The sequence below is a fragment of the Metapseudomonas cellulosilytica genome (assembly GCF_049334135.1).
In the GTDB taxonomy this organism is placed as follows: domain Bacteria; phylum Pseudomonadota; class Gammaproteobacteria; order Pseudomonadales; family Pseudomonadaceae; genus Metapseudomonas.
On the sequence record NZ_JBHZGN010000005.1, the window covers coordinates 163272 to 188963 of the forward strand.

A 25692-nucleotide genomic window follows, 5' to 3' on the forward strand; every position below is an offset into this window, starting at 1 on the left:
GCACGCATGAGCGAATCCCTCGATCTGAGCCTGGAAGGCGTGGAGCGTCGCTCCCTGGCCGACTTCACCGAACAGGCCTATCTCAACTATTCCATGTACGTGATCATGGACCGCGCCCTGCCGCATATCGGCGACGGCCTGAAACCGGTGCAGCGGCGCATCATTTACGCCATGAGTGAGCTGGGCCTGGACGCCGATTCCAAGCACAAGAAGTCGGCGCGCACCGTCGGCGACGTGCTCGGCAAGTTCCACCCCCATGGCGACTCGGCCTGCTACGAGGCCATGGTGCTGATGGCCCAGCCTTTCAGCTACCGCTACACCCTGGTGGACGGCCAGGGTAACTGGGGTGCGCCGGACGATCCCAAGTCCTTCGCCGCCATGCGTTACACCGAGGCGCGCCTGTCGCGCTATTCCGAGGTGCTGCTCTCCGAACTCGGCCAGGGCACGGTGGACTGGGTGCCGAACTTCGACGGCACCCTGAACGAGCCGGCGACCCTGCCGGCGCGCCTGCCCAACCTGCTGCTCAACGGCACCACCGGCATCGCCGTGGGCATGGCCACCGACGTGCCGCCGCACAACCTGCGGGAGGTCGCAGCCGCCTGCGTGCGCCTGCTGGACGAACCGGGCGCCACCGTGGAACAGCTCTGCGAGCACATCCTCGGCCCGGACTTCCCCACCGAGGCGGAGGTGATCACCCCCCGCGCCGAACTGCTGAAGATCTACGAGACCGGCCGCGGCTCGGTGCGCATGCGCGCCGTGTACCGGGTGGAAGACGGCGACATCGTGGTCACCGCGCTGCCCCACCAGGTCTCCGGGGCCAAGGTGCTGGAACAGATCGCCGGCCAGATGCAGGCCAAGAAACTGCCGATGGTGGCGGACCTGCGTGACGAGTCGGACCACGAGAACCCCACCCGCATCGTCATCATCCCGCGCTCCAACCGGGTGGATGCCGACGAGCTGATGCAGCACCTGTTCGCCACCACCGACCTGGAGTCCAGCTACCGGGTCAACGCCAACGTCATCGGCCTGGATGGCAAGCCCCAGGTCAAGGACCTGCGCACCCTGCTCAGCGAGTGGCTGACCTACCGCATCGGCACCGTGCGGCGCCGCCTGCAGTTCCGCCTGGATAAGGTGGAAAAGCGCCTGCACCTGTTGGACGGCTTGCTGATCGCGTTCCTGAACCTCGACGAGGTGATCCACATCATCCGCACCGAGGACCAGCCCAAGCCGGTGCTGATGGAGCGCTTCAGCCTGACCGAGGTCCAGGCCGACTACATCCTCGACACCCGCCTGCGCCAGCTGGCGCGCCTGGAAGAGATGAAAATCCGTGGCGAGCAGGACGAACTGCTCAAGGAGCAGAAGAAGTTGCTCGCCCTGCTGGGTAGCGAGACCAAGCTGAAGAAACTGGTGCGCGAGGAGCTGATCAAGGACGCCGAGACCTACGGCGATGATCGTCGCTCGCCGATAGTCGCCCGGGCCGAGGCCCGTGCCCTGTCCGAAACCGAGCTGATGCCTACCGAGCCGGTGACCGTGGTGCTGTCCGAGAAAGGCTGGGTGCGTTGCGCCAAGGGCCACGACATCGATGCCACCGCGCTGTCCTACAAGGCCGGCGACCTGTTCAAGGCTGCCGCGCCTGGGCGCTCGAACCAGTACGCGGTGTTCATCGACTCCACCGGCCGCAGCTACTCCCTGGCCGCTCACTCGCTGCCCTCGGCCCGTGGCCAGGGCGAGCCGCTCACCGGCCGGCTGACGCCGCCGCCGGGCGCCAGCTTCGATTGCGTGCTGCTGCCCGAAGACGAGGCCACCTACGTGATCGCTTCGGACGCCGGCTACGGTTTCGTGGTCAAGGGCGCCGACCTGCAGGCCAAGAACAAGGCGGGCAAGGCCCTGCTCAGCCTGCCCAACGGCGCCAAGGTGGTGCCGCCGCGCCCGGTACAGAGTGTGGACGAAGACTGGTTGGCGGCCGTGACCACCGAGGGCCGCCTGCTGCTGTTCAAGGTCGCCGATCTGCCGCAACTGGCCAAGGGCAAGGGCAACAAGATCATCGGCATTCCCGGTGATCGCGTGGTCAGTCGCGAGGAGTATCTCGCCGACCTGGCAGTTCTGCCTGCCGGTGCAACCCTGGTACTGCAGGCCGGCAAGCGCACCTTGTCGCTCAAGGCCGACGACCTGGAGCACTACAAGGGTGAGCGTGGGCGTCGTGGCAACAAGCTGCCGCGCGGCTTCCAGCGGGTCGATGCGCTGGTGGTGGAACCGCCGGCCTGAGGCTGGCGACAGCGAATTGACGTGGGGCTCTGGAGTCCTGCGTCACATTGACGGATGATATGTCCCCTCGCCACTGCCAATGATGGCGAGGACGAATGAATTCGACTGCAGGCTGCCCACAAGGCGGCCGTGGGTGAGATTGATGACCGTGCGTTTTTCCCTGGCTTTGATGCTGGCAAGCCTCCTCGGCCTTGCCGGCTGCGTACATAGCCCCCCTGTTCCCATGTTCCAGCTGGACGCAGGCACCCCGGAGGTGCCGTCAAAGAAGGCTGGCATACAGGTATTGCTTGGCCCGGTGACCGTGGCCGACTACCTGCAACGTGAAACCCTCCTGCAACGCCAGCCCGACGGCAGCCTGACTGCGGCCCCGGACGGTCGCTGGGCCGGCAGCCTCGCGGCGGATATCGACCAAGTGCTGCTGCGCCAGTTGTCCTGGCGCCTGGACAGCCAGCGCCTGGTGCTGGCGCCCGGCAATCCCGGCTTCACCCCCGAGGTGCAAGTGCTGCTGACCATCAGCCGCCTGGACTCCGGCCCCCAGCGTCCGGCCGTGCTGGAGGCGCAATGGCGCCTGCTGGACCGTGCCGGACAGTTGCGTGACAGCCGCCTCGTGCGCCTTGAAGAACCGCACACCGGCACCGCCGCCGACCAGGTGCGGGCACAGAGCAAACTGCTGCAGCAATTGGCCGAGCAACTGGCCTCTGCGGTGAAGCCCCTGGAAGGACAGCCGCCGGTGGCTGACGCCCCGCGCAAGCCGGCACAACCAGCGGCCCCGGCCAAAGCCAAGGAGCCGCAGCCGCCGAAGATTCCCATGGCGGCCCCGGTGCGTACCGATGTGGAAGTGTTCCGCTTCTGATGATCGCCGGATCATGGAAAAGCCCGCTCGATGCGGGCTTTTTTCTTCCCGTTCGCGACTTTATGTCGCCGAAAGCCGTTAGAACGTAGGGTGGAAATCCCGCTTGGGATTTCCACCATCGGTGTCTTGCATGGCCTCGCTGGTGGATAGAAAAGCGCTATCCACCCTACACGGCTGGCAATCCTCTTCGCTCCGTTGCGTAGGGTGCGCCATGCGCACCGGCAGGGTATCGGCAAACTCGATGTCGGGCCTGGGCATCGAAATCGGTGCGCACGGCGCACCCTACGAGCAACCTATCGGCTCAGACGGCCGAACGCCCACAAAAAAGCCCGCATCTAGCGGGCTTTTCGTTATCCGGACGCTCAATGCGCACGGGCTTCGTGCATGCGCGCCAGTTGGCGTTCCAGCAGCGAGGGGTAGGGCTCCAGCAGGCGCTCGACGCAGCAGGCGCCCTCCGGGCTGGTGATTGCGCGGATACGGGCGCGCTGGCGCACCAGTTCGTCTTCGGCGATGGCGCGCTCCACCAGCAGCAGGTTGCGGCTGTGCTGGCTCAGGGCCAGGGCGTTCTGAGTCGTGTCGTTGAGCAACAGGTCGCCCTGGCCGAGGCCGGAGAGATCGTCACCCAGGGTCAGGCCCAGTTGCAGCTGCAGGGTGATGCCGCTGTCGGCGACCTCGATCTGCAGGGCGTGGCCCAGGGCGCGCATCAGCTCGCCACAGCAGAGGGCGTGGGTGAGGTAGTCTTCGTCGCTGTCCTGGCTGTGGAAGAGCATCAGGCTGCTGCCATCGTTGAGGGTGAGCAGCTGGCCATGGTACAGGCGGGCGGCCTGGTCCAGGCAATCGCGGTAGCGCTGCAGCAAGTCCATCAGGCGGGCGCGGGGCAAGCGGCGCAACTGGTCCTGGGCACCCAGCTGGATGGCGAGCACGGCACTGTTCTGGGGCTCTTCGGCTGCGACGGGCGCAGGGGCGGGGGCGGGCTCTTCGGCCATTTCCTCGCGCAGGTCGGCAAAGGGATCTTCCTCGTCCGGCGTGAACAGCTTGCTCGGGGTTTCTTCGTCACCGTCGAAGCTTTCGTCGCGCAGGTCGCGGACCTGGAAGCCTTCCGACTCGTCGTCCTGCACGTCCTGTTCGTCCTGCTCGAGCGCTTCCTCCTCATCCTCCAGGAGGTCCTCGTCGGCCTCGGCGTAGTCCTCTTCCGGGATGGGCTCGGGCTCCGGCTTTTCCGGTACCAGGCGCGCCTGCAGCTGGCGTGCCAGGTCGCCGATCTCATCCTGGCGGCCGGCGCCGGGGGCGGGGTCGTCCGGGTCGCGCAGCCAGACCCGCAGTTGCAGCAATGGCGTGGAGATATGGCGGCCGAGGCGCAGGCTCAGGGACAGCGTCAGGGCCAGCAGGATCAGGCTGAGCAGGCCCATGCTCTGCAGGCTGATGGTCATGGGCTGCTGGAACTGCTCCATGTCCAGGCTCAGGCGCAGATGCCCGGCGATCACCTCCTGGAAGGTGATGGGCGTGGAAAACAGGCCCTCGGCCTCGCCCAGCAGGCCCTGTTTGGGGCGCGAGCCGGCTTCGGCGAGTATGCGGTTGTCCACACTGTAGATCGCCGCGTGGGCCACCAGCGGGTTTTTCACCAGGTTGTTGAGCAGCACGTTGAGGCTGAGGATGTCGTTGGACACCAGCAGCTCGGTGGCTGACGCAGCGGTCTGCGCGGTCAGGCTCTGGCCCAGCGCGTCGGCCTGCTGCTGCATGGCCTGCTTGAACTGCATGCCCATTACCCAGGCGTAGATCACCAGCGCCAGGGCCACCAGTAGCAGGCTGTGGCTGGCGATGCGCAGGGCGATCGGCACACGCCGCTGGCGCAGGGCGTGGAAGATCAGCAGGAAGAAATTGTCGGGTTTGACAGGCGTGGGCCGGTTCACAGAGCGCGGCTCTTCTCGGACGAAATTGTGGCGCAGTATAGCGAGCGCCCCTTGCAGGGCAAAGCGCCGAGCATGCTACGGGTGATGCGAAAGTGGGTAGAATGTGCGCCTTTTCATGCGCTGAGGGAGGTGCGCCTTGCGCGAGATTGTCCTGATCAACATCACTGGCGAGGACCGCCCGGGCCTTACCGCGGCCATTACCGGCGTGCTGGCCCAGGGGGGCGTGAACATCCTGGATATCGGCCAGGCGGTGATCCACGACACCCTGTCCTTCGGCATCCTGGTGGAAATCCCGGATAGCGCCGAAGCCTCGTCCGTGCTCAAGGACGTGCTGTTCACCGCCTACAAGCTGGACCAGCAGGTGCGTTTCACCCCGGTATCCGAAGCCGACTACCAGCAATGGGTCGGCGGCCAGGGCAAGAGCCGCCACATCGTGACCCTGCTGACCCGCAAGGTAACCGCCGAGCAGTTGCAGCGGGTGAGCTCCATCACCGCCAAGTACGGGCTCAACATCGATCACATCGACCGCCTGTCGGGACGCATGCCGCTGGACATGCCGGCCGACCAGGGCAAGGGCTGCATCGAGTTCTCGGTGCGTGGCGAGCCGGCCGACCCGGTGGCCCTGCGCGCGGAGTTCCTCAGCGTGGCCCAGGAGCTGAACGTCGACATCGCCTTCCAGCGTGATTCGGTGTTCCGCCGCAACCGCCGCCTGGCGGTATTCGACATGGACTCGACGCTGATCGAGGCCGAGGTGATCGACGAACTGGCCAAGGCGGCCGGCGTGGGCGACCAGGTTGCCGAGATCACCGAGCGCGCCATGCGCGGCGAGCTGGACTTCCGGGCCAGCTTCAAGGAACGCCTGGGCCTGCTCAAGGGATTGTCCGAGGAGGTGCTGGAAGAGATCGGAGCCTCCCTGCGTCTTACCGAGGGGGCGGAAACGCTGTTCGCCGAGCTCAAGCGCCTGGGCTACAAGACCGCGATCCTGTCCGGCGGCTTCAGCTACTTCGCCAAGCAACTGCAGGCCAAGCTGGGTATCGACTACGTGTTCGCCAACGAACTGCAGATCGTCGACGGCAAGCTGACCGGCGTGGCCGTGGAGCCGATAGTGGACGCCCAGCGCAAGGCCGATCTGCTGCGGGAGCTGGCCGAGAAGGAAGGCCTGCGCCTTGAGCAGACCATCGCCGTGGGTGACGGTGCCAACGACCTGCCGATGCTTGGTCTGGCCGGTCTGGGGGTCGCCTTCCGCGCCAAGCCGCTGGTCAAACAGTCGGCCAAGCAGGCCATCTCCACCCTGGGCCTGGACGGCATTCTCTATCTGCTGGGCTTCCGTGACCGCGACGGCCAGGACTGATCGTCGCGCCGGACACGAAAAAGCCGCCTTCGGGCGGCTTTTTCATGGGGCGGTCGTGGCGGGGCTGCGCCCGGTTCGCGAATGAATTCGCTCCTACAGGTCATTCATCTCCGGAGGAGAAGTCGTAGTCCATCGCCTGGCTCGGGCCCTGCAGGTAGTAGCCCTGGATGTAGTTGACGCCGGCCTGCCACAAGGTGGCCAGGACGCTGGCGGTCTCGACGAAGGGCACTATGGTCAGCTTGGCCTGGGCGTGCAGGCTGGCCAGCAGGGTCTTGAGGACTTCCTGGTTCTCCGCGCGGCCGAGGTCCTGGGTGAAGGAACCATCCACCTTCACGAAATCGATGGCCAGGTGCTTGAGGGTATTGAAGGGGTTGAGGGCGCAGCCGAACTGGCTCAGGGCCACCTGGCAGTGCAGTTCGGCAAGCCCCTGGGTCAACGCCTTGGCCTGTTTGAGGTAGGCGATGGCATCCGGTTCGCTGAACTGGAAGATCAGCGCATCGGAGGGCAGACGAGCCGCCTTCAGTGCCACGCTGAGCCAGGGCAGCAGGGTCTGGTCCTGCAGGCTGACGCCGGAGAGGTGGACGAAGAGCCGGGTGTTGTGGCCTTTGGCGCGGTGCTCGGCTAGCAGCTTGATGGAGTTGAGGATCACCCAGCGGTCGATCTTCTCGGCCAGGCCGGCTTCCTTGGCGGCGTCGAGGAAATCGGCGGGGGGGACCTCCTCGCCCTTGGGACTGAGCAGGCGCAGCAGCACTTCGTAGTGCTCGTAGCTGTCGCCGCGCAGGCTGATGATCGGCTGGAACAACAAGCGGAAGCTATTGTTCTCCAGGGCCTGTTGGACCATGGCCACCAGATTGCCCCGGTTGGCCGCGGCGGCCAGCTCGTCGGCCGGGTCATAGAGCTTCAGGCCGTTTTCGTCACCCAGTTCGTCCGCGCAGCGGTGAGCGCGATCCACCACATCCTGAGCCTTGGGCGTGGTTTCGCTGAGGCCGGCAACACCGATGCACAGGCTGACCTGCACCGTGCGGCTGCTGACGTCGAACAGGTGAATGTCGATCTTCTTCAGCAGGCTCTGCAGGCTTTCTGCGGCCTGCTCCGGGGTGAGTTCAGGCTGCAGGACGCCGAACACGTCGTCGCCATAGCGGGCGAGCTGGGCGGCACCGGCGAAGTGGGCGCGCAGCAGGTTGGCCAGGTCGGTGAGCAGCAGGTCGACGCCGGCGATGCCAATGTCGGCCAGCAACCCGGGATAGCGGGCGACGCGGATGTAGGCGAGGCTCGACGGCTGTCCGGCCTTGACCGCACGTTCGGCGGCGGCATCGAGCATCTCGTTGAAATGGGAGCGGTTGAACAGACCGGTGACCAGATCCTGGCTGCTGATCTCGCGCAGCTTCTCTTCCAGTTCGGCGTTGTCGGTCTCGGCGCGGATCACCACCTGGATGCAGGGTTCGCCGTCGTAGGTCGCGGGGGAGAAGCCCATGCGCGCCTGGAAGGTCTGGCCGTCCACCTTGCAGCCATTGCAGGTGAGCTCGCCATTGCCGTCGCCGTCGCGGTAGTTCTTCAGGAAATCCTTGAATCCGGCCTGGTCGGCGCCGGCGATCAGGTCGATCATCGGCATGCCTTCAAGCTCGTCACCATCGACGTAGCCGAACATCTCCACGTAGGCGCGGTTGGCATAGATGTGCATGCCGTCGTGGACATAGGCGATGGCGTCCACCGAGCTGTCCAGCAGCAGCTGGCAGCGCTTCTCCGCTTCCCGCAGGCTGACCTCGGCGGCGCGCCGGGCACGGCGTTGCTCCAGGTTGGCCAGCTCCCGGTTGGCCACCAGCACCAGGCGTTCGTCCTCGCCCTGGGGCAGGGCGTCCTGGGCGCCCAGGGCCAGGGCTTCGGTGATCAGGTCGGAGTCGTTTTCCGCTACCAGCTGGATGAAGGGGATGTCCTTGGACTGGCGGCGGATGCTGTTGAGGGCCTCCCCCGGGCTCAGATGCTCGCTGCTGGGAGCGGCGATCAGCAGATCCCAGCTCTGTTGCAGGGCTTCGCTGAGGTCGTCGACGGACAGGATGCGGTGGACGCGGGTCGCGCGGCCGGCATTACGGAACAGGCTGACCAGGCGCTCGGCTTCGTTCTGCGAGTCTTCCAGGATCAGCAGACGGATCGTCTTCTTTTCTATGGCCATGGCCTGTACTTAGCGCTGAAGTGGCGCGAATAGGCGACGAATGGAAATGAGTCGGGAATCTACAGCGACTTCCATAGCGAGTCAAAATCTTCCTCGCCGCCCTGTGTCTGACTTTCCGGACCTGTGACCGGTTTCCCCTGCGACGGGGTCGATTGCTCGAAAATCCGGTACTCGAACTGGTTGAAACTGCCGGTGCTGGTCAGGCGCCGGGTCAGCACGGCACGGTGTTCGTCACCGTGCAGGTTGATCTGTACCTTGTTGCCTTCCTGGAACGGCAGGCGTGGGGTGATCAGGGTCGCCGGTCGGGAAATGGCGCCGATGGCCGGCAGCAGCAGAGCCCGCAGGTAATGACTGTTCTGTTCACCCTTGCGCAGCAGGAGCACGCCGCAGGACTGCGCCTGGGGCGCCACCAGTTCGATGCCCATCTGCGTGCCGCCACCGCGCACCTGGCGGATCCAGCGCACCACCGCGATGCTCCAGCCCTGGCCGGGCATGTCCTGCACACCGAGCAACTCGCCGGCCTGCAGCTGGCTCGGGACGTCTTTCGGCCAGCTCAGGCAATAGCCGCCGGGGCTGTGGTTGACCACCGCGACGGCGAAGGTCGGATAGCTTTCCGGCGCCGCGCTGGCCTGGAGGGGGCGCGTGTTGCTGTTGGCGGGGCGGGTGTATTCGATCTCCTCCAGGGCGCCGGGTCGCCAGCCCTGGTTGGATTGGGCGTCGAAGGCACGGGCCCAGATGTCCGTCGTTGGCCGCTTGGCGAGGGTGCTGAACACGGCCTGGTTGGTGTCCTGTGGCAGCTTGAGCAGTTCGCTGAAGGGACGGCTGCCGGCGAGGAAGAAGTGCAGCGCGCTCATGCCGATGCACAGGGTCAGGTTGCCGTGGCCTGGATTACGCTGGAACGTCCGCTCGGAAATGTCGCCCCAGGCCGAGGCTAGATGCTGCAGCAGGTCGACGCTCAGGCCTTCGGGCATCGGCAGGCGCGACTGGCTGCGCTGCTCGGGTGGCAGCAGCAGGAATTCGCGGATGGCATCCACCAGCGGCAGCGGGTCCAGGCCCAGCAGGGTGGATGGTTCGACTTCATGGAACAGCGACTTGTAGCGCGGCGGCCCATCCAGTTGTGGTGCCACGGCGAAGAGGCTGGAAGGCAGTTCGGCAGACTGCAGCTTTACCATCGCGCTCCAGGCTTCCAGCGCTTCGGCCAGGCGGGCGATGCCGCTCTGGCGCATCTGGTTGCAGCGCGCGCAGCCCAGCAGCAGGGCGACCAGGTAGGTCTGCTCGGCGCTGAGGCCCTGGGTGTGGCGGGCCTGCGGGTCGCGCACGGTCACGCCATGGAGCTGGCGGCTCCGCGCCAACTGGTAGAGCTGGTGCATTTCCAGCCAGAGGCTTTCCGGTACCGGGCAGTACAGCTGGCTGGAGCGGATCAGCGAACCGTTCAGGCTGTGCAGTGCCCGTTGCAGGGCCATGACGAGGACTTGAGCACGGTCGCGGCTGGGGCGCTGCGATTCCTGCACGATGATCAGCTTGTAGCCGATGGCCAGATGGTTCTGCAGCGCCTGGCAAAGATTGGCCACCTTGCGCGGACGCTCGTCCAGGACGATGGACTGGCCGAGGAAGTGGCGCTCCAGATGCTGGCAGACGAAGCAGACCTCCGGGCGCATCAGCTCCAGCAGCTGAAGGCGATTCTCGCTCGGGGTGATCAGCTGGTTCAGCTCCGCCAGGGCCTGGTACAGCTGGCGGGCGGTCTCGCCGAGGTTGGCCTTCGGCAGGTGGGAGATCCAGCGTTTCAACTCGCGGGGAGTGGCGTCGCAGAAGGACAGGCTCTGCTTGCTCGGCGTAGGTACGCGCAATAGCAGGTGCGGGCTCCGGTGGTCCATCTGGATCGGCTACTCCGAGGTCTCGTGCGTTGGCGTGGAGAGGGTTTCAGCACTCTATCAGCATCTGCGCGCAGTGGCAGCTAGTCCCTGGCGGGACTGTCGATGAGTCGGCAGCTCGCCACTGCCGCAGGCGCTTTGCTGATCCGGCCCCGGCCGAGGGGATCGGCTCGACCGGGGGATCGTCGATCAGGCGTCCTTGGGCAGGGCCATCAGTTGGCCCATGCGCACCGGGCTGCCGGGCCAGGCGCTCTCGGCCCAGCGCACCTGGTCCGGGCCGAAGAGGACGATGGCGGTGGAGCCCAGCTTGAAGCGGCCCAGTTCGTCGCCCTTCTCCAGCTTGACGGGAGCGCGTGCCGCTTCGTCGTAGCTGAAGGTCTTCAGTTCGCGCTTGGGCGGCGTGACGAGGCCTGCCCAGATGGTCTCGATCGAGGCGACGATCATCGCCCCTACCAGAACCACGGCCATGGGGCCGCGCTCGGTGTCGAAGATGCACACCACCCGCTCATTGCGGGCGAAAAGCTCGGGGACGTTCTCCGCGGTGCTCTGATTCACCGAGAACAGGCGACCGGGTACGTAGACCATTTCCCGCAGGGTGCCGCCCAGGGGCGCATGCACGCGGTGGTAGTCCTTGGGCGAGAGGTAGACGGTGGCGAACTCGCCGCCCATGAAGGGCGCGGCGCGCTCGGCGTCGCCCCCCAGCAGCTCCAGTACGCTGAAGCTGTGTCCCTTGGCCTGGAAGCAGCGGCCGTGCTCGATCGGGCCGAGCTGGCTGATGGCGCCGTCGGCCGGGCAGAGAATCGCGCCAGGCGTCTGGTCCAGCGGCCGCGCACCGGGCTTCAGGGCGCGGGTGAAGAAGGCGTTGAAGTGCTCGTAGGCGGTGAGGTCCTCGACCAGCGCTTCGCTCATGTCCACCTGGTAGCGCTTGGCGAACCAGGCGGTGAAGGCGTTCTTGAACCAGCGTGCGCGGCATTCGGCGATGCAGCCGGCCACGCGGGAAACCAGGTTATGGGGCAGCAGGTACTGGCCGATGAGGAAAAGGCGTTCTTTCATTGGGTTTCCTTGGCGGTTGTGCCTCAGAGTCTGTTCACGATCTCGCGAGCTAGAGAAGAACAAGGCGAAAGTGGCTGAGGAAGCGGAGTTTACGTGTTGTAAATGAGCATTCCGAAGCAATTTTCAACGCAGTTATTCCGACGCGCAGCTGATCGTGAGCAGGCTCTCAGAGTTCTACGGGGGTGTCCGGATGATTGCCCCACTCGGACCAGGAGCCGGCGTAGCCTTTCACCCGCGGATAGCCGAGGGCCTTGGCGACCAGGTAGGTGAAGCCCGAGCGGTGGTGGGTCTGGCAGTGGGTGACGATTTCCTTGTCCGGGGTGATGCCCAGGGACTGGAGTATCTCGGCCATGTCGGTGCGGATGCGCAGGGCACGGGCCGGGTCCATGCCGGCGGTCCATTCGAAGTTGACCGCGCCGGGTATATGCCCGCCCTTGGCGGCCAGTACCTTGGTGCCGTTGTACTCGCCGGGGCCACGGGCGTCCCAGATCGCCAGGTCGGCGGCGCCGAGGCGGCCCTGCAGGTATTCGCGGGTGGCGGTGGGCTCGTCGTGCAAGGTCAGGCTGAGCGGGCCGCCGACTGGGGCGGGCACGGCGTCGCTGGTTTCCCGGCCTTCGGCCAGCCAGGCATGCAGGCCGCCGTTCAGGTAGTGGTAACGGTGGTGGCCGATCACATCCAGCAGCCAGATGAAGCGTCCGGCCCAGCCGCCGCCTTCATCGTCGTAGACCACGTAGGTGGCATCGCTGCGGTGGCCGAGCTCACCGAACAGTGCTTCCAGGTCGGCCTTGGCCGGCAGCAGGCCCGGCGCCGGTGGCTGGCCGAGTTGGGTGCGCTTCGGATCGACGAAGCGGGCACCCGGAACATGGCCGGCGGCGTAGCGGGCGGCGCTGGTGAGATCGACCAGGATCAGCTCGTCATTACCCAGCAGGGGTGCCAGGTCAGCCGGTTCGATCACCAGCGGCAGGTTGGAGAAGGCGGACATGGAAGCCTCCATTCATTGATGGGCAAAGTGGCGGATTGTAGCGCCTAGCGGCCGCGTCTGGCGAAGCTGGCGAGGGCTCGCTCGATGCACTGGGCGGTCTTGGCGAAGGCGCGCAGGCTGAGGTCGGCGAAGGGGGCCCCATCCTGGTCGGCAACCACCAGCATGGCCACGCGGCCATTCACGGCCAGGGAGCGCAGCAATAGGTGGTCGCCCGGGAACAGGCTCTTCAGCTGGCCCGGCAGCAGGGCCGAGAACTGCGCCATGTTGTCCGGGCCCAGGCGCAATTGCGCGGGCTGGCTGAGCAGGCGGCGCAGCACCTGGCTCTGCGTGGGATCGAGTTGCAGCCCGTTGGCCTCCCTGGGCAGGCCGGCCTGTTGCTGGGCGAGCAGGCGGCTGTGATCGCGGTCAGCCAGCAACAGCAGTACCCGACGCATGCCGCCGCTCTGCAGCGCGTCGCGAGCGCAGGCGCTGAGCTGCACCACATTGGCGAAAGGACTGGGGGCGCGGATCAATTCGGCGCAGTGGCGGCGCCAGTCTTCCAGGGCTGCGGAAGTGGGCGCCGGTGCGGCGACAGGCTCGCGGCGCAGGCGATGCTGGCTCCAGGGCCAGAGCAGCGCCTGCGCCGGGTGCCAGAGGTCGCCCCGGGCATGCAGGCGTCCGCTCTGTGCGGCCTGCTGGTGCACCAGTTGCTGCAGTTCGTCCAGCGGCACTTTCATGAACAGGCCGGCCAGGCGTTGCCAGCGCAGGCTGTGACCGCCGCTCCAGCCCGCGTGGGCGGAAATCGCCAGGCCATTGGCCAGCAGGACCGTGTTGCCCGGCTGGGTCAGCCAGCGGCTCAGGCTCGGGTTGGCGTCCAGTCGCTGCTGCTGGTGCAGCGGATGTTCGTTGTCGCGGGCGATGTGCAGGGCCTTGACCAGGAGGCGGCGGTCATCGTTCAGCAGGCGGTAGCCCTGGATGATCCAGTCGGGCAGCTTCCAGTGTTCCGCCAGCGCCTGGCAAAGCCGCAGCAGGGGTACGCCGAGCAGCTCGCGTTCCACTTTGGCGACCGGCTCGCCTTCGCCCAGGACGCGTTTCTCCCAGATCGCGAACAACTCCGGGTGACTGGCCAGCAGCGGCCAGAGTGGCGAAAGGAACAGCAGGCTGCACCAGTGGATTTCCTGCCAGAGACGCGCCAGGCGGACGGCGAACAGGCCATTGGCCTGCTGGGCGGCGTGCTGGCCGATCAGCTGCAACTGGCGCAGGGCGTGGGGAATCTCGTGTTCGGCGACGGCGGGCAGGCGATTGAGCAGGATTTCCGCGCGCTTCAGGCCCAGGCGGCTTAGGGCGACTTCCAGGCTGTCCGCCGGGCTGCTCAACAGGTTGCCGGCAGCGTTGGCCTCCCGCAGCAGGCTGAGGGCGAGGGCGGGGCTGTCCTGGGTCAGGTCGGCGATCTCGCGCAGAGAGCGGCGGCTGTCGCCCAGGGCGCGACGGACCCGCTCATGGGCGGTGGCGGGCACGGGCAGGCGCACCCCATCGAGGTGCTTGATCCAGCCGTCGAGGCTACGTGGCATGGGCTTTGCGGTTGACATAGAGGGGCCGCCAATCTGGCTTTTCGCCTTAACAGGCTATAGTCTGGCGCATATTTTCCGATAATTAGAAGGGGCTCTTTCATAACCCTTTCTACTGACTCCCCAATCTTCCTCCTATGGCAAAAATCCTCGGCATCATCGTCGTATTCGCCAGCGTGCTCGGCGGATACCTCCTCTCGCACGGCAAACTCGCCGCGCTGATCCAGCCTTTCGAAGTCATGATCATCGGCGGTGCCGCGCTGGGGGCCTTCCTCCAGGCCAACCCCGGCAGCACCACGATGGTCGTGTTCAAGAAGTCGCTGAAGATGTTCGGCACGCGCTTCAACCACGGTTTCTACCTGGACGTGCTGCGCCTGCTCTACGAGATCCTCAACAAGAGCCGCCGGGAAGGGATGATGGCCATCGAGGCCGATATCGAGGACGCCGCCGCCAGCCCGATCTTCAGCAAGTACCCCTCGATCCTCAAGGACGAGCGGATGACCGCCTATATCTGCGACTACCTGCGCATCATGTCCTCCGGCAACATGGCTCCCCACGAGTTGGAAGGCCTGTTCGACATGGAGCTGGCCAGCCTGAAGGAAGAGCTGGAACACCCGTCCCACGCGGTCAACCGCATCGCTGACGGACTGCCGGGCTTCGGCATCGTCGCCGCGGTGCTGGGCATCGTGGTCACCATGGCCATGCTCGGCGAGGCCGAACAGGCTGCCCTGGGCCAGCACGTGGGCGCGGCGCTGGTGGGGACATTCCTCGGTATCCTCGCGGCCTATGGCTTCTTCGGCCCCCTGGCGGTTTCCCTGGAGCACGATGCCCGCGAGGAGCTGAACGTGTTCGAGGCCATCAAGGCCTGCCTGGTGGCATCGGCGTCCGGGATGCCGCCGTCCCTGGCGGTGGAGTTCGGCCGCAAGACGCTGTTCCCGGCGCACCGCCCGAGCTTCAGCGAACTGGAGCAGGCCGTACGCGGCAGCTGAAGGCTGAACCATGGAGAACAACCAGCCGATCATCGTCAAGCGCGTCAAGCGCTACGCCGCTGGCCATCACGGTGGCGCCTGGAAGATCGCCTTCGCGGACTTCGCCACGGCGATGATGGCGTTTTTCCTGGTGCTCTGGCTGATGTCATCGGCCACGCCGGAGCAGAAGAAGGCCATCTCCGGCTACTTCAAGGACCCCATCGGTTTCACCGAAAGCGCCAGCCCCTACGTCATCGACCTCGGCGGCACGCCGACGCCGGCGCCCGACCGCACCCTCAATCCGGAATTGAAGGATGCCCCCGACTCCCAGGAGGCGGCGGTGGATACGTCGGACAACCAGCAGGTGGACGCCAGCCAGGTGGAAACCCTGGCCGAACAGATCGAGCGGGAACGCCTGGAACTGCTGTTGCAGGAGCTGCAGAACAAGGTCGAAGAGAACCCCGAGCTGCGCAAGTTCAAGGACCAGATCCTCTTCGAGATCACCCAGGACGGCCTGCGCATCCAGATCATGGACGCTGCCAACCGGCCCATGTTCGACCTCGGCAGCGCACGCCTGCAGCCCTATTTCGAGGACATCCTGCTGATCCTCGCCGAGACCATCAAGGCAGTGCCGAACAAGATCAGCATCAGCGGCCATACCGACGCCAAGCCCTACGCTGGCGACGGTGAATTCGGCAACTGGGAGTTGTCCGCCGGGCGTGCCAACTCTGCGCGCCGCGCCCTGATCGCCGGTGGTTATCCGGAACAACAGGTGGCGCGGGTGGTGGGCTATGCCTCGTCGGCCCTGTTCGATCGCAACGACCCCTTCAACCCGGTCAACCGCCGTATCGACATTATCGTCCTGACCAAGAAGGCCCAGCGCGCCATCGAAGGCGAGCAGGGCGAGGGCGACAAGCCCGCCGCTCCCGAGCAGCCCCAGTCGCCGGCGCCTGCTGCCGCGCCCCAGGCTCCCGCAGGCGCGTCGTCGGCTCCCGCGCAACCGCGTGAGCTGCGGCAGAAGCTCAACATCTTCGAAGACGGGGTGCTGAAGATGGACGAACCCAAGGGGCAGTACCCCCAGCGTCAATAAAAAGGCCACGCAATGCGTGGCCTTTCTGTTCCATGGGGGTAGGGTGCGCCGCGCGCACCAGCAACTCCGCGCAGAGTTTCCGGTGCGCGCAGCGCACCCTAGGTGGAGTCGTCCCCTGCCTTCTTCAATACTCGTCCTGCGGCAGGCTGGCGAGGATATGCCGGTAGCTGGCCATGCGCTGCGGGTGCACGCGGCCGTCTTCCAGGGCCTTGAGCAGCGCGCAGCCAGGCTCGCGGTCGTGCTTGCAGTCGCGGAAGCGGCAGGTGCCGAGCAGTTCGTTGAATTCGATGAAGCCCGCCTCGACGTCGTCGCGGCTGACATGGCCCAGGCCGAATTCGCGAATGCCGGGGGAGTCGATCAGCTCGCCGCCGCCGGGAAAGTGGAACAGCCGCGCCGTGGTGGTGGTGTGGGTGCCCTTGCCGGTGAGTTCGGAAAGGGCGCCGACCCGGGTGTCGACGCCCGGCAGCAGGCTGTTGACCAGGGACGACTTGCCCACCCCGGACTGGCCGACGAACACGCTGATGTGTCCGTCGAGCCGCGCCATCAGGTCCTCCATGCCACCGCCCTGGCGCGCCGAGACTTCCAGCAAGGGGTAGCCCAGCTGGCGGTAGATGCCGAGCAAATCGTCGAGCACGGCGCTGTTCTGGTCGTCCACCAGGTCGGCCTTGTTCAACAGCAGCAGCGGGTGGATGCCGGCGTGCTCGGCGGCCACCAGGTAGCGGTCGATCAGGTTGGCATGGGGTTCGGGCAGGGGCGCGAAGACGATGACGATCTGGTCGACGTTGGCCGCCACCGGCTTGAGCACCCCGCGCATGTCCGGGCGGCACAGCTCCGAGCTGCGCGGTAGCTGGGCGACGATCACGCCGCTGCCCTGGTTGCCGGCACGCCAGACCACGCGGTCGCCAGTGACCAGTGGCGGCAGGTTGGCGCGCAAGTGGCAGCGCATCACCTCGCCGGCGTGCTCGCCGTCCAGAGCCTCCACCTCGACCTGGACGCCGAAGTGGGCGATCACCAGGCCGGTCTGCTCGGGGCCGAGGTCGCCGCCTTCGAGTTCATCGAGGGCGCGGGATTCCCGCTTGGCCGCGCGCGCCGCGCGCTCTTCCTGGATCTTCTCGATGCGCCAGCTCTGCCGGCGGGTCAGTTGGCGTTTGGCCATGTTGGGTCCGCTTGGAAAAAACCGCGCGAGTTTAGCACGCAGCCCGCAGCAGCAGGCTCTAAGCTAGAATGCGTGCCCCGCCCTGGAGACACGACATGCAGAATGCCTTGAACCTGATCTGGATCGACCTGGAAATGACCGGCCTGAACCCGGACACGGACGTCATCATCGAGATGGCCACCATCGTCACCGACAGCGAACTCAACGTGCTCGCCGAGGGGCCGGTCATCGCCATCCATCAGAGCGACGAGGTGCTCGCCGGCATGGACGAGTGGAATACCCGGCAGCACGGCCAGAGCGGCCTGACCCAGCGGGTGCGCGAGAGCCGCATCGGTACTGCCGAGGCCGAGGCGCAGACCCTGGCGTTCCTCGAACAGTGGGTGCCCAAGGGCAAGTCGCCGATCTGCGGCAACAGCATCTGCCAGGACCGCCGCTTCCTCTATCGCCAGATGCCGCAGCTGGAAGCCTACTTCCACTACCGCAACCTGGATGTCTCCACCCTCAAGGAACTGGCCGCGCGCTGGGCGCCGGCGGTGCGCGACGGGGTGAAGAAGAGCAGCAGCCACCTGGCCATGGACGATATCCGCGATTCCATCGCCGAGCTGCGGCACTATCGTGAGCACTTCATCAAGGTTTGAATCAGCCCGCGCTTGCCCCGTGGCGGGCAAGCGCCCACTGCACATGCTCGCGCACCAGCGCCGATGGGTGCTCGCGGCGCAGGCGCAGGGCCTCCAGCACCGGGATGGTCGACGGCGCATTGCCCAGGCCGATTGCCAGGTTGCGCAGCCAGCGCTCGTAGCCGGCCCGGCGCAGGGGCGAGCCTTCGGTGCGGCTGAGGAACTCCTCTTCGCTCCAGCGGAACAGTTCGGCCAGCTCGGCGTTGTCCAGGCCGTGGCGCGGATGGAAGTCGCCTTCACCCGTTGCGCGGGCGAAGCGGTTCCAGGGGCAGACCATCTGGCAGTCGTCACATCCGAACACGCGGTTGCCGATCAGCGGCCGCAGCTCTTCAGGAATGCTGCCCTTGTACTCGATGGTCAGGTAGGAGATGCAGCGCCGCGCATCCAGCTGATAGGGGGAGACGAAAGCGGCGGTCGGGCAGATATCCAGGCAGGCCGAGCAGCGCCCACAATGTTCGCTGCCATGGGGCTCGTCCACCGGTAGCGGGGCGTCGACGAACAGCTCGCCCAGGAAGAAGTAGCTGCCGGCCTTGCGATTGAGCACCAGGGTGTTCTTGCCGATCCAGCCCAGGCCCGCCTGCTCGGCGATGGCTTTCTCCAGTACCGGCGCGCTGTCGACGAAGGCACGGTAGCTGAAGGGGCCGATGGCCTTTTCGATACGCTCGGCCAGGTGCTGCAGGCGCTTGCGGATCAGCTTGTGGTAGTCGCGGCCCAGGGCATAGCGCGAGACATAGGCCTTTTCCGGCTGGCCGAGGACCTTGGCCATGCGGGTATCGCCAGGCAGGTAATCCATGCGCAGGGAAATCACCCGCAGGGTGCCGGGCACCAGCTCGTCCGGGTGTGAGCGCTTGCTGCCATGGGCGGCCATGTAGTCCATCTCGCCCTGGTAGCCGGCCTCCAGCCAGCGTTGCAGATGGGCTTCGTGCTCACCGAGCTCGACGCCGGTGATGCCCACCTGCTGGAAACCCAGTTCGCGGCCCCAGTCCTTGATGGATTGTGCGAGCGTGGCGAGATCTTGCGTGGAAAGGGTCATGCTGGGGCGGGAAACCGGTGCGGAGGTGGATATAATTCTGCCAGACCTTGCAGCCGTAACCGAATCCGATGCTTCCTTCTCGCGACGACCTGCCTCTCTCCCTCCATTCCGCCGCCCAGGTGCGCGACCTCGACGCCCGCCTGATCGCCGCCGGCACTCCGGGCTTCGATTTGATGCAACGCGCCGCCCATGCGGCCTGGCGCGCCTTGCGCCGGCGCTGGCCGGAAGCGGGCAGCCTTTGTGTCCTGGCCGGGCGTGGCAACAACGCCGGCGACGGCTACCTGGTGGCGGCCCTGGCCCAGCGTGCCGGCTGGCGGGTGAAGGTGCTGGCGGTTGGCGCGGCCGATGCGTTGATCGGGGATGCGGCTCTGGCCCGGGACGAAGCCATCGCTGCCGGCGTCGCCATCCAGCCCTGGAGCGAATGTGCCGCCCTCGACGGCGTGGTGGTGGATGCCCTGCTCGGCACTGGACTGTCGGGCGCGGTGCACGAGCCTTACGCCCAGGCCATTCGCCTGCTCAATACCAGCGGTCTGCCGGTGCTGGCCATCGATATCCCGTCCGGTCTCTGCGCCGACACCGGGCGTGTGCTGGGCGTCGCGGTGCGTGCGGATCTCACGGTGACCTTCATTGGCCTCAAGCTCGGCCTGTTCACCGCCGATGCGCCGGATCAGGTGGGCGAGTTGGTATTCGACGACCTCCAGGCCGATCCGGCGCTCACCGCCGCCACCCCGAAAGTGGCCGAGCGTATGGCCATCGGCAGCCTGTCGCGCCTGGCGCAGCGTCCGCGCACCGCGCACAAGGGGCAGTTCGGCCACTTGCTGGTGGTGGGTGGCGATCGTGGCCTCGGTGGCGCAGCTCTGCTCTCGGCGGAAAGCGCCCTGCGCAGTGGCGCCGGCCTGGTGTCCCTGGCGACCCGGCCGGAGCATGTACCAGCCGCCTTGGCCCGGCGCCCGGAAGTGATGTGCGCCGGGGTGAGTTCCGCCAATCAGTTGCTGGCCTTGGCGGAACAGGCCGATGTGCTGGTGGCGGGGCCGGGGCTGGGGCAGGGCGCCTGGGGGCGCAGCCTGCTCAGCGCGCTGGCCGGCCTTTCCGTGCCGCAGGTCTGGGACGCCGATGCGCTCAACCTGCTGGCCGCCGGGCAGGTCAACCTGCCCGATGCCTGCGTGATCACCCCGCACCCGGGCGAAGCGGCCCGCCTGCTGGGCATTCCCACCGCCGAGGTACAGGCCGACCGGCCGCGCGCCGCCCTGTCCCTGGCGCAGAAATTCAATGCGGTCGCCCTGCTCAAGGGAGCCGGCAGCCTGGTGGCGGCTCCCGATGGACGTCTCGCGCTCTGTGATCGCGGCCATCCGGTGATGGCCGGGGCCGGGCTCGGTGACGTGCTCGCCGGGCTCATCGGCGCCCTGCTGGCCCAGGGGATGGACGGCTTCGCCGCCACCTGCCTGGCCGTCTGGCTGCACGCCAATGCTGGCGAGAACCTGGCCCGGCAGGGCCGGGGGCTGGCGGCCAGTGACCTGATTCCGACCATTCGTCAGCTGCTCGAGGAGTTTGCACCGTGCCTGAAGTGATCCTGCATGCCGAAGGCGAGGAGGCCATGCTGGCCCTCGGTGCCCGCCTGGCGACCCTGACCGCTGGATGCGGCGTGCTGTACCTGCACGGGGACCTGGGGGCGGGCAAGACCACTCTATCTCGCGGCATCCTGCGGGGGTTGGGGCATGCGGGAGCGGTGAAGAGCCCCACCTTCACCCTGGTCGAGCCTTATGAAATAGGTGGCAAGCGCGCCTTCCATTTCGATCTATACCGCCTGGCCGACCCGGAAGAACTGGAATTTCTGGGGATCCGCGACTACTTCGAAGGCGATGCACTGTGCCTGATCGAGTGGCCCCAGCGGGGCGCAGGCATTTTGCCAAAGGCCGACCTGGACATTAACATTACGCCGCAAGCGGGCGGCCGTTCGCTGCGGTTGTCGCCACACACCGAGCGCGGCGAAGCATGGTGTGCCGCCCTGGCCATGGGAGCATGAAAAAAAGATGGGGTGGGGTATGCGCTCGCGCGCACTGTTTGCCGGGATTGGGGTTCTGCTCGCGGCGTTCGCCGCTGATGTCCTGGCTGCCGCGGAGGTCCGCGGGGTGCGGCTCTGGCGCGCGCCGGACAATACCCGCCTGGTCTTCGACCTGAGTGGCCCGGTCCAGCACTCCGTCTTCACCCTGACGGCTCCCAACCGCATCGTCATCGATATCAACGGCGCCCAGCTGGCCACCAAGCTGGAGCAGCTGTCCCTCAGCAATACGCCGATCACCTCGGTCCGTTCCGCCCAGCGCACGCCCAGCGACGTGCGGGTGGTGATCGATGTGTCGGCTGCCGTGACGCCGAAGAGCTTTTCCCTGGCGCCCAACCAGCAGTACGGCAATCGCCTGGTGGTCGACCTGTTCGACCAGGAAGCCGCCGCCGCTGAAGCCAGCGCGCCTCAAGTCGCCACGGCGCCGAGCGCGCCCCAGGTTCCCGTTACCCCGACCCAGCCGGCGCCCAGCAAATTGCCGCCGGTGCCGGGTGGCAAGCGCGATATAGTCGTTGCCATCGACGCCGGCCACGGCGGCGAGGACCCCGGTGCCCTCGGCCCCAAGGGGCAGCATGAAAAGAACGTGACCCTCGCCATTGCCAAGGAGTTGCAGCGCCAGATCAGCCAGGAAAAAGGCTTCCGCGGCGAACTGGTGCGAACCGGCGACTATTTCATCCCGCTGCGCAAGCGCACCGAGATCGCCCGCAAGAAGGGCGCCGACCTCTTCGTCTCCATCCATGCCGACGCCGCGCCCAGCCGCAGTGCCTTCGGTGCCTCGGTATTCGCCCTGTCGGACCGTGGTGCCACCTCGGAAACTGCGCGCTGGTTGGCCGACAACGAAAACCGTTCCGACCTGATCGGTGGCGTGGGCAGCGTCAGCCTGGACGACAAGGACCGCATGCTCGCCGGGGTGCTGTTGGACCTGTCCATGACCGCCACCATGTCCTCCAGCCTCAATGTCGGGCAGAAGGTGCTGTCCAACGTCGGCCGCGTCACCTCGTTGCACAAGCGCCGGGTGGAGCAGGCGGGCTTCATGGTGCTGAAGTCGCCGGACATCCCGTCGATCCTGGTGGAAACCGGCTTCATCTCCAATCACAACGAGTCCCAGAAGCTGGCGTCCCCGAGCCACCAGCAGGCGCTGGCGCGCTCGATCCAGACGGGCGTGAAGCAGTTCTTCCAGCAGAACCCGCCGCCTGGCACTTACATCGCCTGGCTGCGTGATCAGGGCAAGATCGCCGTCGGCCCGCGCGAGCACGTGGTCACCTCCGGCGAGAGCCTGGCGCTGATCGCCCAGCGCTACGAGGTGAGCATGGCTGCCTTGCGCAAGGCCAATTCCCTGGCAAACGACAACATCAAGGTCGGCCAGACCCTGACCATCCCCGCCGCGACCCTGGCGGCCCAGCCATGAGTACGTTGCCGCGCATCCACCTGTTGAGCCCGCGGTTGGCGAACCAGATCGCCGCTGGCGAGGTGGTCGAGCGGCCCGCCTCGGTCATCAAGGAGCTGCTGGAGAACAGCCTGGATGCCGGCGCGCGGCGCATCGACGTGGAAGTGGAGCAGGGCGGCATCAAGCTGTTGCGGGTGCGCGACGACGGCGGCGGCATTCCGGCGGACGACCTGCCCCTGGCGCTGGCTCGCCACGCGACCAGCAAGATCCGTGACCTGGAAGACCTTGAGCGGGTCATGAGCCTGGGCTTTCGTGGTGAGGCACTGGCGTCCATCAGCTCGGTGGCGCGCCTGACCATGACCTCCCGCACCGCCGACGCCGACCAGGCCTGGCAGGTCGAGACCGAAGGCCGCGACATGGAAGCGCGGGTGCAGCCTGCCGCCCATCCCGTGGGCACCTCGGTGGAGGTGCGCGACCTGTTCTTCAACACCCCGGCCCGGCGCAAGTTCCTGCGGGCGGAGAAGACCGAATTCGACCACCTGCAGGAAGTCATCAAGCGGCTGGCCCTGGCCCGCTTCGACGTAGCCTTTCACCTGCGCCACAACGGCAAGACCATCTTCGCTCTGCACGAGGCGCGTGACGCCATCGCCCGCGCCCGCCGCGTCGCCACCGTATGCGGCCCGGCCTTCCTGGAGCAGGCCCTGCCCATAGAAGTCGAGCGCAATGGCCTGCACCTCTGGGGCTGGGTCGGCCTGCCGACCTTCTCCCGCAGCCAGGCGGACCTGCAGTACTTCTATGTGAATGGCCGCATGGTGCGCGACAAACTGGTCGCCCACGCCGTCCGCCAGGCCTACCGGGATGTGCTGTACAACGGCCGGCACCCCACCTTCGTGCTGTTCTTCGAGGTCGATCCGGCGGTTGTCGATGTCAACGTGCACCCGACCAAGCACGAGGTGCGCTTCCGCGACAGCCGCATGGTCCACGATTTCCTCTACGGAACCCTGCACCGCGCCCTGGGCGAGATACGCCCCGAGGATCAGCTGGCGGCGCCGGCGGCCACCGATGCCGTGGTGCGCCCGAGCGGTCTCGCCGCCGGCGAGTTCGGGCCCCAGGGTGAGATGAGTCTGGCTGCCAATGTGCTGGAACAGCCATCGCCCGAGCCGTCCTGGCGTCCGTCGTCCGGTGGTTATCAGGCGCCGCGTCCGCAGCCCGCTGTTCCCGTCGCCGAAGCCCAGGGAGCCTATCGCGAGTTCTTCGCCCCGCTGCCCGCCGCTGCTGCGCCTGCCGCCCTGCCCGAATCCCAGGGCGATGTGCCGCCGCTCGGTTATGCCCTCGCTCAGCTGAAGGGCATCTACATCCTGGCCGAGAATGCCCAGGGCCTGGTACTGGTGGACATGCACGCAGCCCACGAGCGCATCACTTACGAGCGCCTGAAGCTGGCCATGGCCAGCGAAGGGCTCAAGGGGCAGCCCTTGCTGGTGCCGGAGTCCATCGCCGTGAGCCAGCGTGAGGCCGATTGCGCCGAAGAGCATGGTGAATGGTTCCGCCGCCTGGGCTTCGAACTGCAGCGCCTGGGCCCGGAAACCCTTGCCATCCGTCAGATTCCCGCCCTGCTGAAACAGGCCGAGGCCTCGCAGCTGGTGCGTGACGTGCTTTCCGACCTGCTGGAATACGGCACCAGTGACCGTATCCAGGCTCACCTGAACGAATTGCTCGGCACCATGGCCTGCCACGGTGCCGTGCGTGCCAACCGCCGGCTGACCCAGCCGGAAATGAACGCTCTGCTGCGCGACATGGAACATACCGAGCGCAGCGGTCAGTGCAACCATGGGCGTCCGACCTGGACGCAACTGGGGATGGATGACCTGGACAAGCTGTTCCTGCGGGGACGGTAGAGCCGATCCATAAGCGCCTGTGGAAGCACTTGGCCGGATGAGGGTTCTCGTCCGGCCATCGGCCCGCAGCCTCCTAGCCAGCCTTTCGAGTTCGCCAATGTCCCGACTTCCTCCTGCCATCTTCCTGATGGGCCCCACGGCCGCCGGCAAGACCGATCTGGCCCTGGAGCTGGCGCGAGCCTTGCCGTGCGAGCTGATCAGCGTCGATTCCGCGCTGATCTACCGCGGCATGGACATCGGCACCGCCAAGCCGGAAAAGTCCATCCTGGCTGAGTTTCCCCATCGCTTGATCGATATCCGCGACCCGGCCGAGAGTTACTCCGCCGCGGAGTTCCGTGCCGATGCCCTGACCGCCATGGCGGAAATCACCGCCAAGGGGCGGATTCCGCTGCTGGTGGGCGGCACCATGCTTTATTACAAGGCGTTGCTGGAGGGGCTGGCGGACATGCCCAGTGCCGATCCGCACGTGCGGGCAGAGCTGGAGGCCCGTGCCGCCCGTGAAGGCTGGGACGCACTGCACCGGGAGCTGGCGGCGGTGGACCCGGAATCCGCGGCGCGCATCCACCCCAATGACCCGCAGCGCCTGACCCGTGCGCTGGAGGTCTACAAGGTCAGCGGCCTCACCATGACCGCCCATCGTCAGCGCCAAACCGCGCAAAATCTGGCCGGGAACGCGCAAGGTTCGGCGCATTTGCCGTATACTGTGGCGCACTTGGCCATCGCGCCGGCGCAGCGTCAGGTTTTGCACGAAAGAATTGCGCAACGTTTTCGCCTGATGCTGGAACAGGGCTTCATCAATGAGGTCGAAGCGCTGCGCAGCAGAAGTGACTTGCATCCAGGGTTGCCGTCTATAAGGGCGGTCGGTTACCGCCAGGTCTGGGATTACCTGGATGGCGGGCTGACACGGGCCGAGATGGAGGAGCGGGGCATCATCGCCACCCGCCAGCTCGCCAAAAGGCAATTCACCTGGTTACGCAGTTGGTCCGATCTGTACTGGTTGGACAGCCTGGCTTGCGACAATCTGCCGCGTACCTTGAAATACCTGAAGTCGGTCTCCATATTGATCTGAGACCTCGCCGGTAACCGTCTATCCTTGGGGGTAGGGCGGCATTGGCTATTTTTCCTGTCATTTGAAAACTAAAACGATTGATCCCTAAAGGAGTGCGGCACATGTCAAAAGGGCATTCGCTACAAGACCCTTACCTCAATACCCTGCGTAAGGAGCGCGTACCGGTTTCCATCTACCTGGTCAACGGCATCAAGCTGCAGGGCCAGATCGAGTCCTTCGACCAGTTCGTGATTCTGCTGAAGAACACTGTCAGCCAGATGGTCTACAAGCACGCTATTTCCACCGTTGTACCGAGTCGTCCGGTACGCCTGCCCAGCGCTTCCGAGCAAGAGCAGCCTGAGCCGGGTAACGCCTGA

Annotated in this window: 20 protein-coding genes; 12 read left to right on the top strand and 8 right to left on the bottom strand. The window is 66.3% G+C overall.

Annotated elements, in window-relative coordinates; translation table 11 throughout:
* The first annotated feature begins 6 nt into the window (after positions 1 to 6).
* Entirely contained in the window at positions 7 to 2265 is a 2259-nt protein-coding gene (parC, locus tag ACFW0H_RS08365) for a DNA topoisomerase IV subunit A (RefSeq protein ID WP_422913435.1), read from the top strand.
* 139 nt (positions 2266 to 2404) lie between these two features.
* Complete coding sequence (locus tag ACFW0H_RS08370) at positions 2405 to 3118, top strand: PqiC family protein (RefSeq protein WP_422913579.1); 714 nt, start codon at positions 2405 to 2407, stop codon at positions 3116 to 3118.
* Between the two features lie 362 nt (positions 3119 to 3480).
* Here the strand turns inward: ACFW0H_RS08370 and ACFW0H_RS08375 are convergent, their stop codons facing one another.
* Positions 3481 to 5028, bottom strand: coding sequence for a histidine kinase (locus ACFW0H_RS08375; RefSeq protein ID WP_422913436.1), 1548 nt, complete (start codon positions 5026 to 5028; stop codon positions 3481 to 3483).
* Between the two features lie 136 nt (positions 5029 to 5164).
* Between ACFW0H_RS08375 and serB the strand changes: the two genes are divergently transcribed.
* Complete coding sequence (gene serB, locus ACFW0H_RS08380; protein WP_422913437.1) at positions 5165 to 6379, top strand: phosphoserine phosphatase SerB; 1215 nt, start codon at positions 5165 to 5167, stop codon at positions 6377 to 6379.
* A gap of 100 nt (positions 6380 to 6479) precedes the next feature.
* On the opposite strand, the gene ACFW0H_RS08385 is transcribed toward serB, so the two are convergent.
* From ACFW0H_RS08385 to ACFW0H_RS08405, 5 genes are all read right to left on the bottom strand, one after another.
* Positions 6480 to 8549, bottom strand: coding sequence for an EAL domain-containing response regulator (locus tag ACFW0H_RS08385; RefSeq protein ID WP_422913438.1), 2070 nt, complete (start codon positions 8547 to 8549; stop codon positions 6480 to 6482).
* A 59-nt stretch (positions 8550 to 8608) separates the two neighbouring features.
* A complete protein-coding gene (locus tag ACFW0H_RS08390) occupies positions 8609 to 10423 on the bottom strand; it encodes a molecular chaperone (protein WP_422913439.1) in 1815 nt (604 codons plus the stop codon).
* 186 nt (positions 10424 to 10609) lie between these two features.
* Positions 10610 to 11473 carry an archaetidylserine decarboxylase gene (asd, locus tag ACFW0H_RS08395; protein WP_422913440.1) on the bottom strand — a complete coding sequence of 288 codons (864 nt, stop codon included), beginning with the start codon at positions 11471 to 11473 and terminating at the stop codon, positions 10610 to 10612.
* Positions 11474 to 11639: 166 nt separating this feature from the next.
* The gene (gene rhdA / locus ACFW0H_RS08400) at positions 11640 to 12455 is read right to left on the bottom strand and encodes a thiosulfate sulfurtransferase (RefSeq protein WP_422913441.1); all 816 of its coding nucleotides are present in this window, start codon (positions 12453 to 12455) and stop codon (positions 11640 to 11642) included.
* Between the two features lie 44 nt (positions 12456 to 12499).
* Entirely contained in the window at positions 12500 to 14023 is a 1524-nt protein-coding gene (locus ACFW0H_RS08405; RefSeq protein WP_422913442.1) for an HDOD domain-containing protein, read from the bottom strand.
* Between the two features lie 116 nt (positions 14024 to 14139).
* Here ACFW0H_RS08405 and motA point away from each other — a divergent pair, with 116 nt between their 5' ends.
* Together motA and motB are read left to right on the top strand one after the other, a co-directional pair.
* Complete coding sequence (motA, locus tag ACFW0H_RS08410; RefSeq protein WP_422913443.1) at positions 14140 to 14991, top strand: flagellar motor stator protein MotA; 852 nt, start codon at positions 14140 to 14142, stop codon at positions 14989 to 14991.
* Positions 14992 to 15001: 10 nt separating this feature from the next.
* Positions 15002 to 16060: a flagellar motor protein MotB gene (gene motB / locus ACFW0H_RS08415; RefSeq protein WP_422913444.1), complete on the top strand. Its 1059-nt coding sequence runs from the start codon at positions 15002 to 15004 to the stop codon at positions 16058 to 16060.
* Positions 16061 to 16184: 124 nt separating this feature from the next.
* Here motB and rsgA read toward each other — a convergent pair whose 3' ends face one another.
* Positions 16185 to 17216: a small ribosomal subunit biogenesis GTPase RsgA gene (gene rsgA, locus ACFW0H_RS08420; RefSeq protein ID WP_422913445.1), complete on the bottom strand. Its 1032-nt coding sequence runs from the start codon at positions 17214 to 17216 to the stop codon at positions 16185 to 16187.
* A gap of 95 nt (positions 17217 to 17311) precedes the next feature.
* Between rsgA and orn the strand changes: the two genes are divergently transcribed.
* Positions 17312 to 17854, top strand: a complete 543-nt coding sequence (orn, locus tag ACFW0H_RS08425; protein WP_377693906.1) for an oligoribonuclease — start codon at positions 17312 to 17314, stop codon at positions 17852 to 17854.
* 1 nt (position 17855) lies between these two features.
* Here orn and queG read toward each other — a convergent pair whose 3' ends face one another.
* Positions 17856 to 18926 carry a tRNA epoxyqueuosine(34) reductase QueG gene (queG, locus tag ACFW0H_RS08430; protein WP_422913446.1) on the bottom strand — a complete coding sequence of 357 codons (1071 nt, stop codon included), beginning with the start codon at positions 18924 to 18926 and terminating at the stop codon, positions 17856 to 17858.
* A 68-nt stretch (positions 18927 to 18994) separates the two neighbouring features.
* Here queG and ACFW0H_RS08435 point away from each other — a divergent pair, with 68 nt between their 5' ends.
* From ACFW0H_RS08435 to hfq, 6 genes are all read left to right on the top strand, one after another.
* Positions 18995 to 20494 (top strand): NAD(P)H-hydrate dehydratase, encoded by a 1500-nt coding sequence (locus ACFW0H_RS08435; RefSeq protein ID WP_422913447.1) that lies wholly within the window; start codon positions 18995 to 18997, stop codon positions 20492 to 20494.
* Entirely contained in the window at positions 20482 to 20949 is a 468-nt protein-coding gene (gene tsaE, locus ACFW0H_RS08440; protein WP_422913448.1) for a tRNA (adenosine(37)-N6)-threonylcarbamoyltransferase complex ATPase subunit type 1 TsaE, read from the top strand. Before ACFW0H_RS08435 ends, tsaE begins: the two co-directional genes overlap by 13 nt.
* Positions 20950 to 20956: 7 nt before the next feature.
* Entirely contained in the window at positions 20957 to 22393 is a 1437-nt protein-coding gene (locus ACFW0H_RS08445; protein ID WP_422913449.1) for an N-acetylmuramoyl-L-alanine amidase, read from the top strand.
* The gene (mutL, locus tag ACFW0H_RS08450; RefSeq protein WP_422913450.1) at positions 22390 to 24267 is read left to right on the top strand and encodes a DNA mismatch repair endonuclease MutL; all 1878 of its coding nucleotides are present in this window, start codon (positions 22390 to 22392) and stop codon (positions 24265 to 24267) included. The genes ACFW0H_RS08445 and mutL overlap by 4 nt, the downstream gene beginning before the upstream one ends.
* Positions 24268 to 24364: 97 nt before the next feature.
* On the top strand, positions 24365 to 25336 hold the full coding sequence (miaA, locus tag ACFW0H_RS08455) for a tRNA (adenosine(37)-N6)-dimethylallyltransferase MiaA (RefSeq protein WP_422913580.1): 972 nt from the start codon (positions 24365 to 24367) through the stop codon (positions 25334 to 25336).
* Between the two features lie 101 nt (positions 25337 to 25437).
* Entirely contained in the window at positions 25438 to 25692 is a 255-nt protein-coding gene (gene hfq, locus ACFW0H_RS08460) for an RNA chaperone Hfq (protein WP_003453015.1), read from the top strand.

What these genes read in the sequence shown, in the direction of transcription:
- parC (WP_422913435.1), top strand. Translation starts at nt 7, where the DNA reads ATGAGCGAATCCCTCGATCTGAGCCTGGAAGGCGTGGAGCGTCGCTCC.
- ACFW0H_RS08385 (WP_422913438.1), bottom strand. Translation starts at nt 8,549, where the DNA reads ATGGCCATAGAAAAGAAGACGATCCGTCTGCTGATCCTGGAAGACTCG.
- ACFW0H_RS08390 (WP_422913439.1), bottom strand. Translation starts at nt 10,423, where the DNA reads ATGGACCACCGGAGCCCGCACCTGCTATTGCGCGTACCTACGCCGAGC.
- asd (WP_422913440.1), bottom strand. Translation starts at nt 11,473, where the DNA reads ATGAAAGAACGCCTTTTCCTCATCGGCCAGTACCTGCTGCCCCATAAC.
- rhdA (WP_422913441.1), bottom strand. Translation starts at nt 12,455, where the DNA reads ATGTCCGCCTTCTCCAACCTGCCGCTGGTGATCGAACCGGCTGACCTG.
- ACFW0H_RS08405 (WP_422913442.1), bottom strand. Translation starts at nt 14,023, where the DNA reads ATGTCAACCGCAAAGCCCATGCCACGTAGCCTCGACGGCTGGATCAAG.
- motA (WP_422913443.1), top strand. Translation starts at nt 14,140, where the DNA reads ATGGCAAAAATCCTCGGCATCATCGTCGTATTCGCCAGCGTGCTCGGC.
- motB (WP_422913444.1), top strand. Translation starts at nt 15,002, where the DNA reads ATGGAGAACAACCAGCCGATCATCGTCAAGCGCGTCAAGCGCTACGCC.
- rsgA (WP_422913445.1), bottom strand. Translation starts at nt 17,216, where the DNA reads ATGGCCAAACGCCAACTGACCCGCCGGCAGAGCTGGCGCATCGAGAAG.
- orn (WP_377693906.1), top strand. Translation starts at nt 17,312, where the DNA reads ATGCAGAATGCCTTGAACCTGATCTGGATCGACCTGGAAATGACCGGC.
- queG (WP_422913446.1), bottom strand. Translation starts at nt 18,926, where the DNA reads ATGACCCTTTCCACGCAAGATCTCGCCACGCTCGCACAATCCATCAAG.
- ACFW0H_RS08435 (WP_422913447.1), top strand. Translation starts at nt 18,995, where the DNA reads ATGCTTCCTTCTCGCGACGACCTGCCTCTCTCCCTCCATTCCGCCGCC.
- ACFW0H_RS08445 (WP_422913449.1), top strand. Translation starts at nt 20,957, where the DNA reads ATGGGGTGGGGTATGCGCTCGCGCGCACTGTTTGCCGGGATTGGGGTT.
- mutL (WP_422913450.1), top strand. Translation starts at nt 22,390, where the DNA reads ATGAGTACGTTGCCGCGCATCCACCTGTTGAGCCCGCGGTTGGCGAAC.
- miaA (WP_422913580.1), top strand. Translation starts at nt 24,365, where the DNA reads ATGTCCCGACTTCCTCCTGCCATCTTCCTGATGGGCCCCACGGCCGCC.
- hfq (WP_003453015.1), top strand. Translation starts at nt 25,438, where the DNA reads ATGTCAAAAGGGCATTCGCTACAAGACCCTTACCTCAATACCCTGCGT.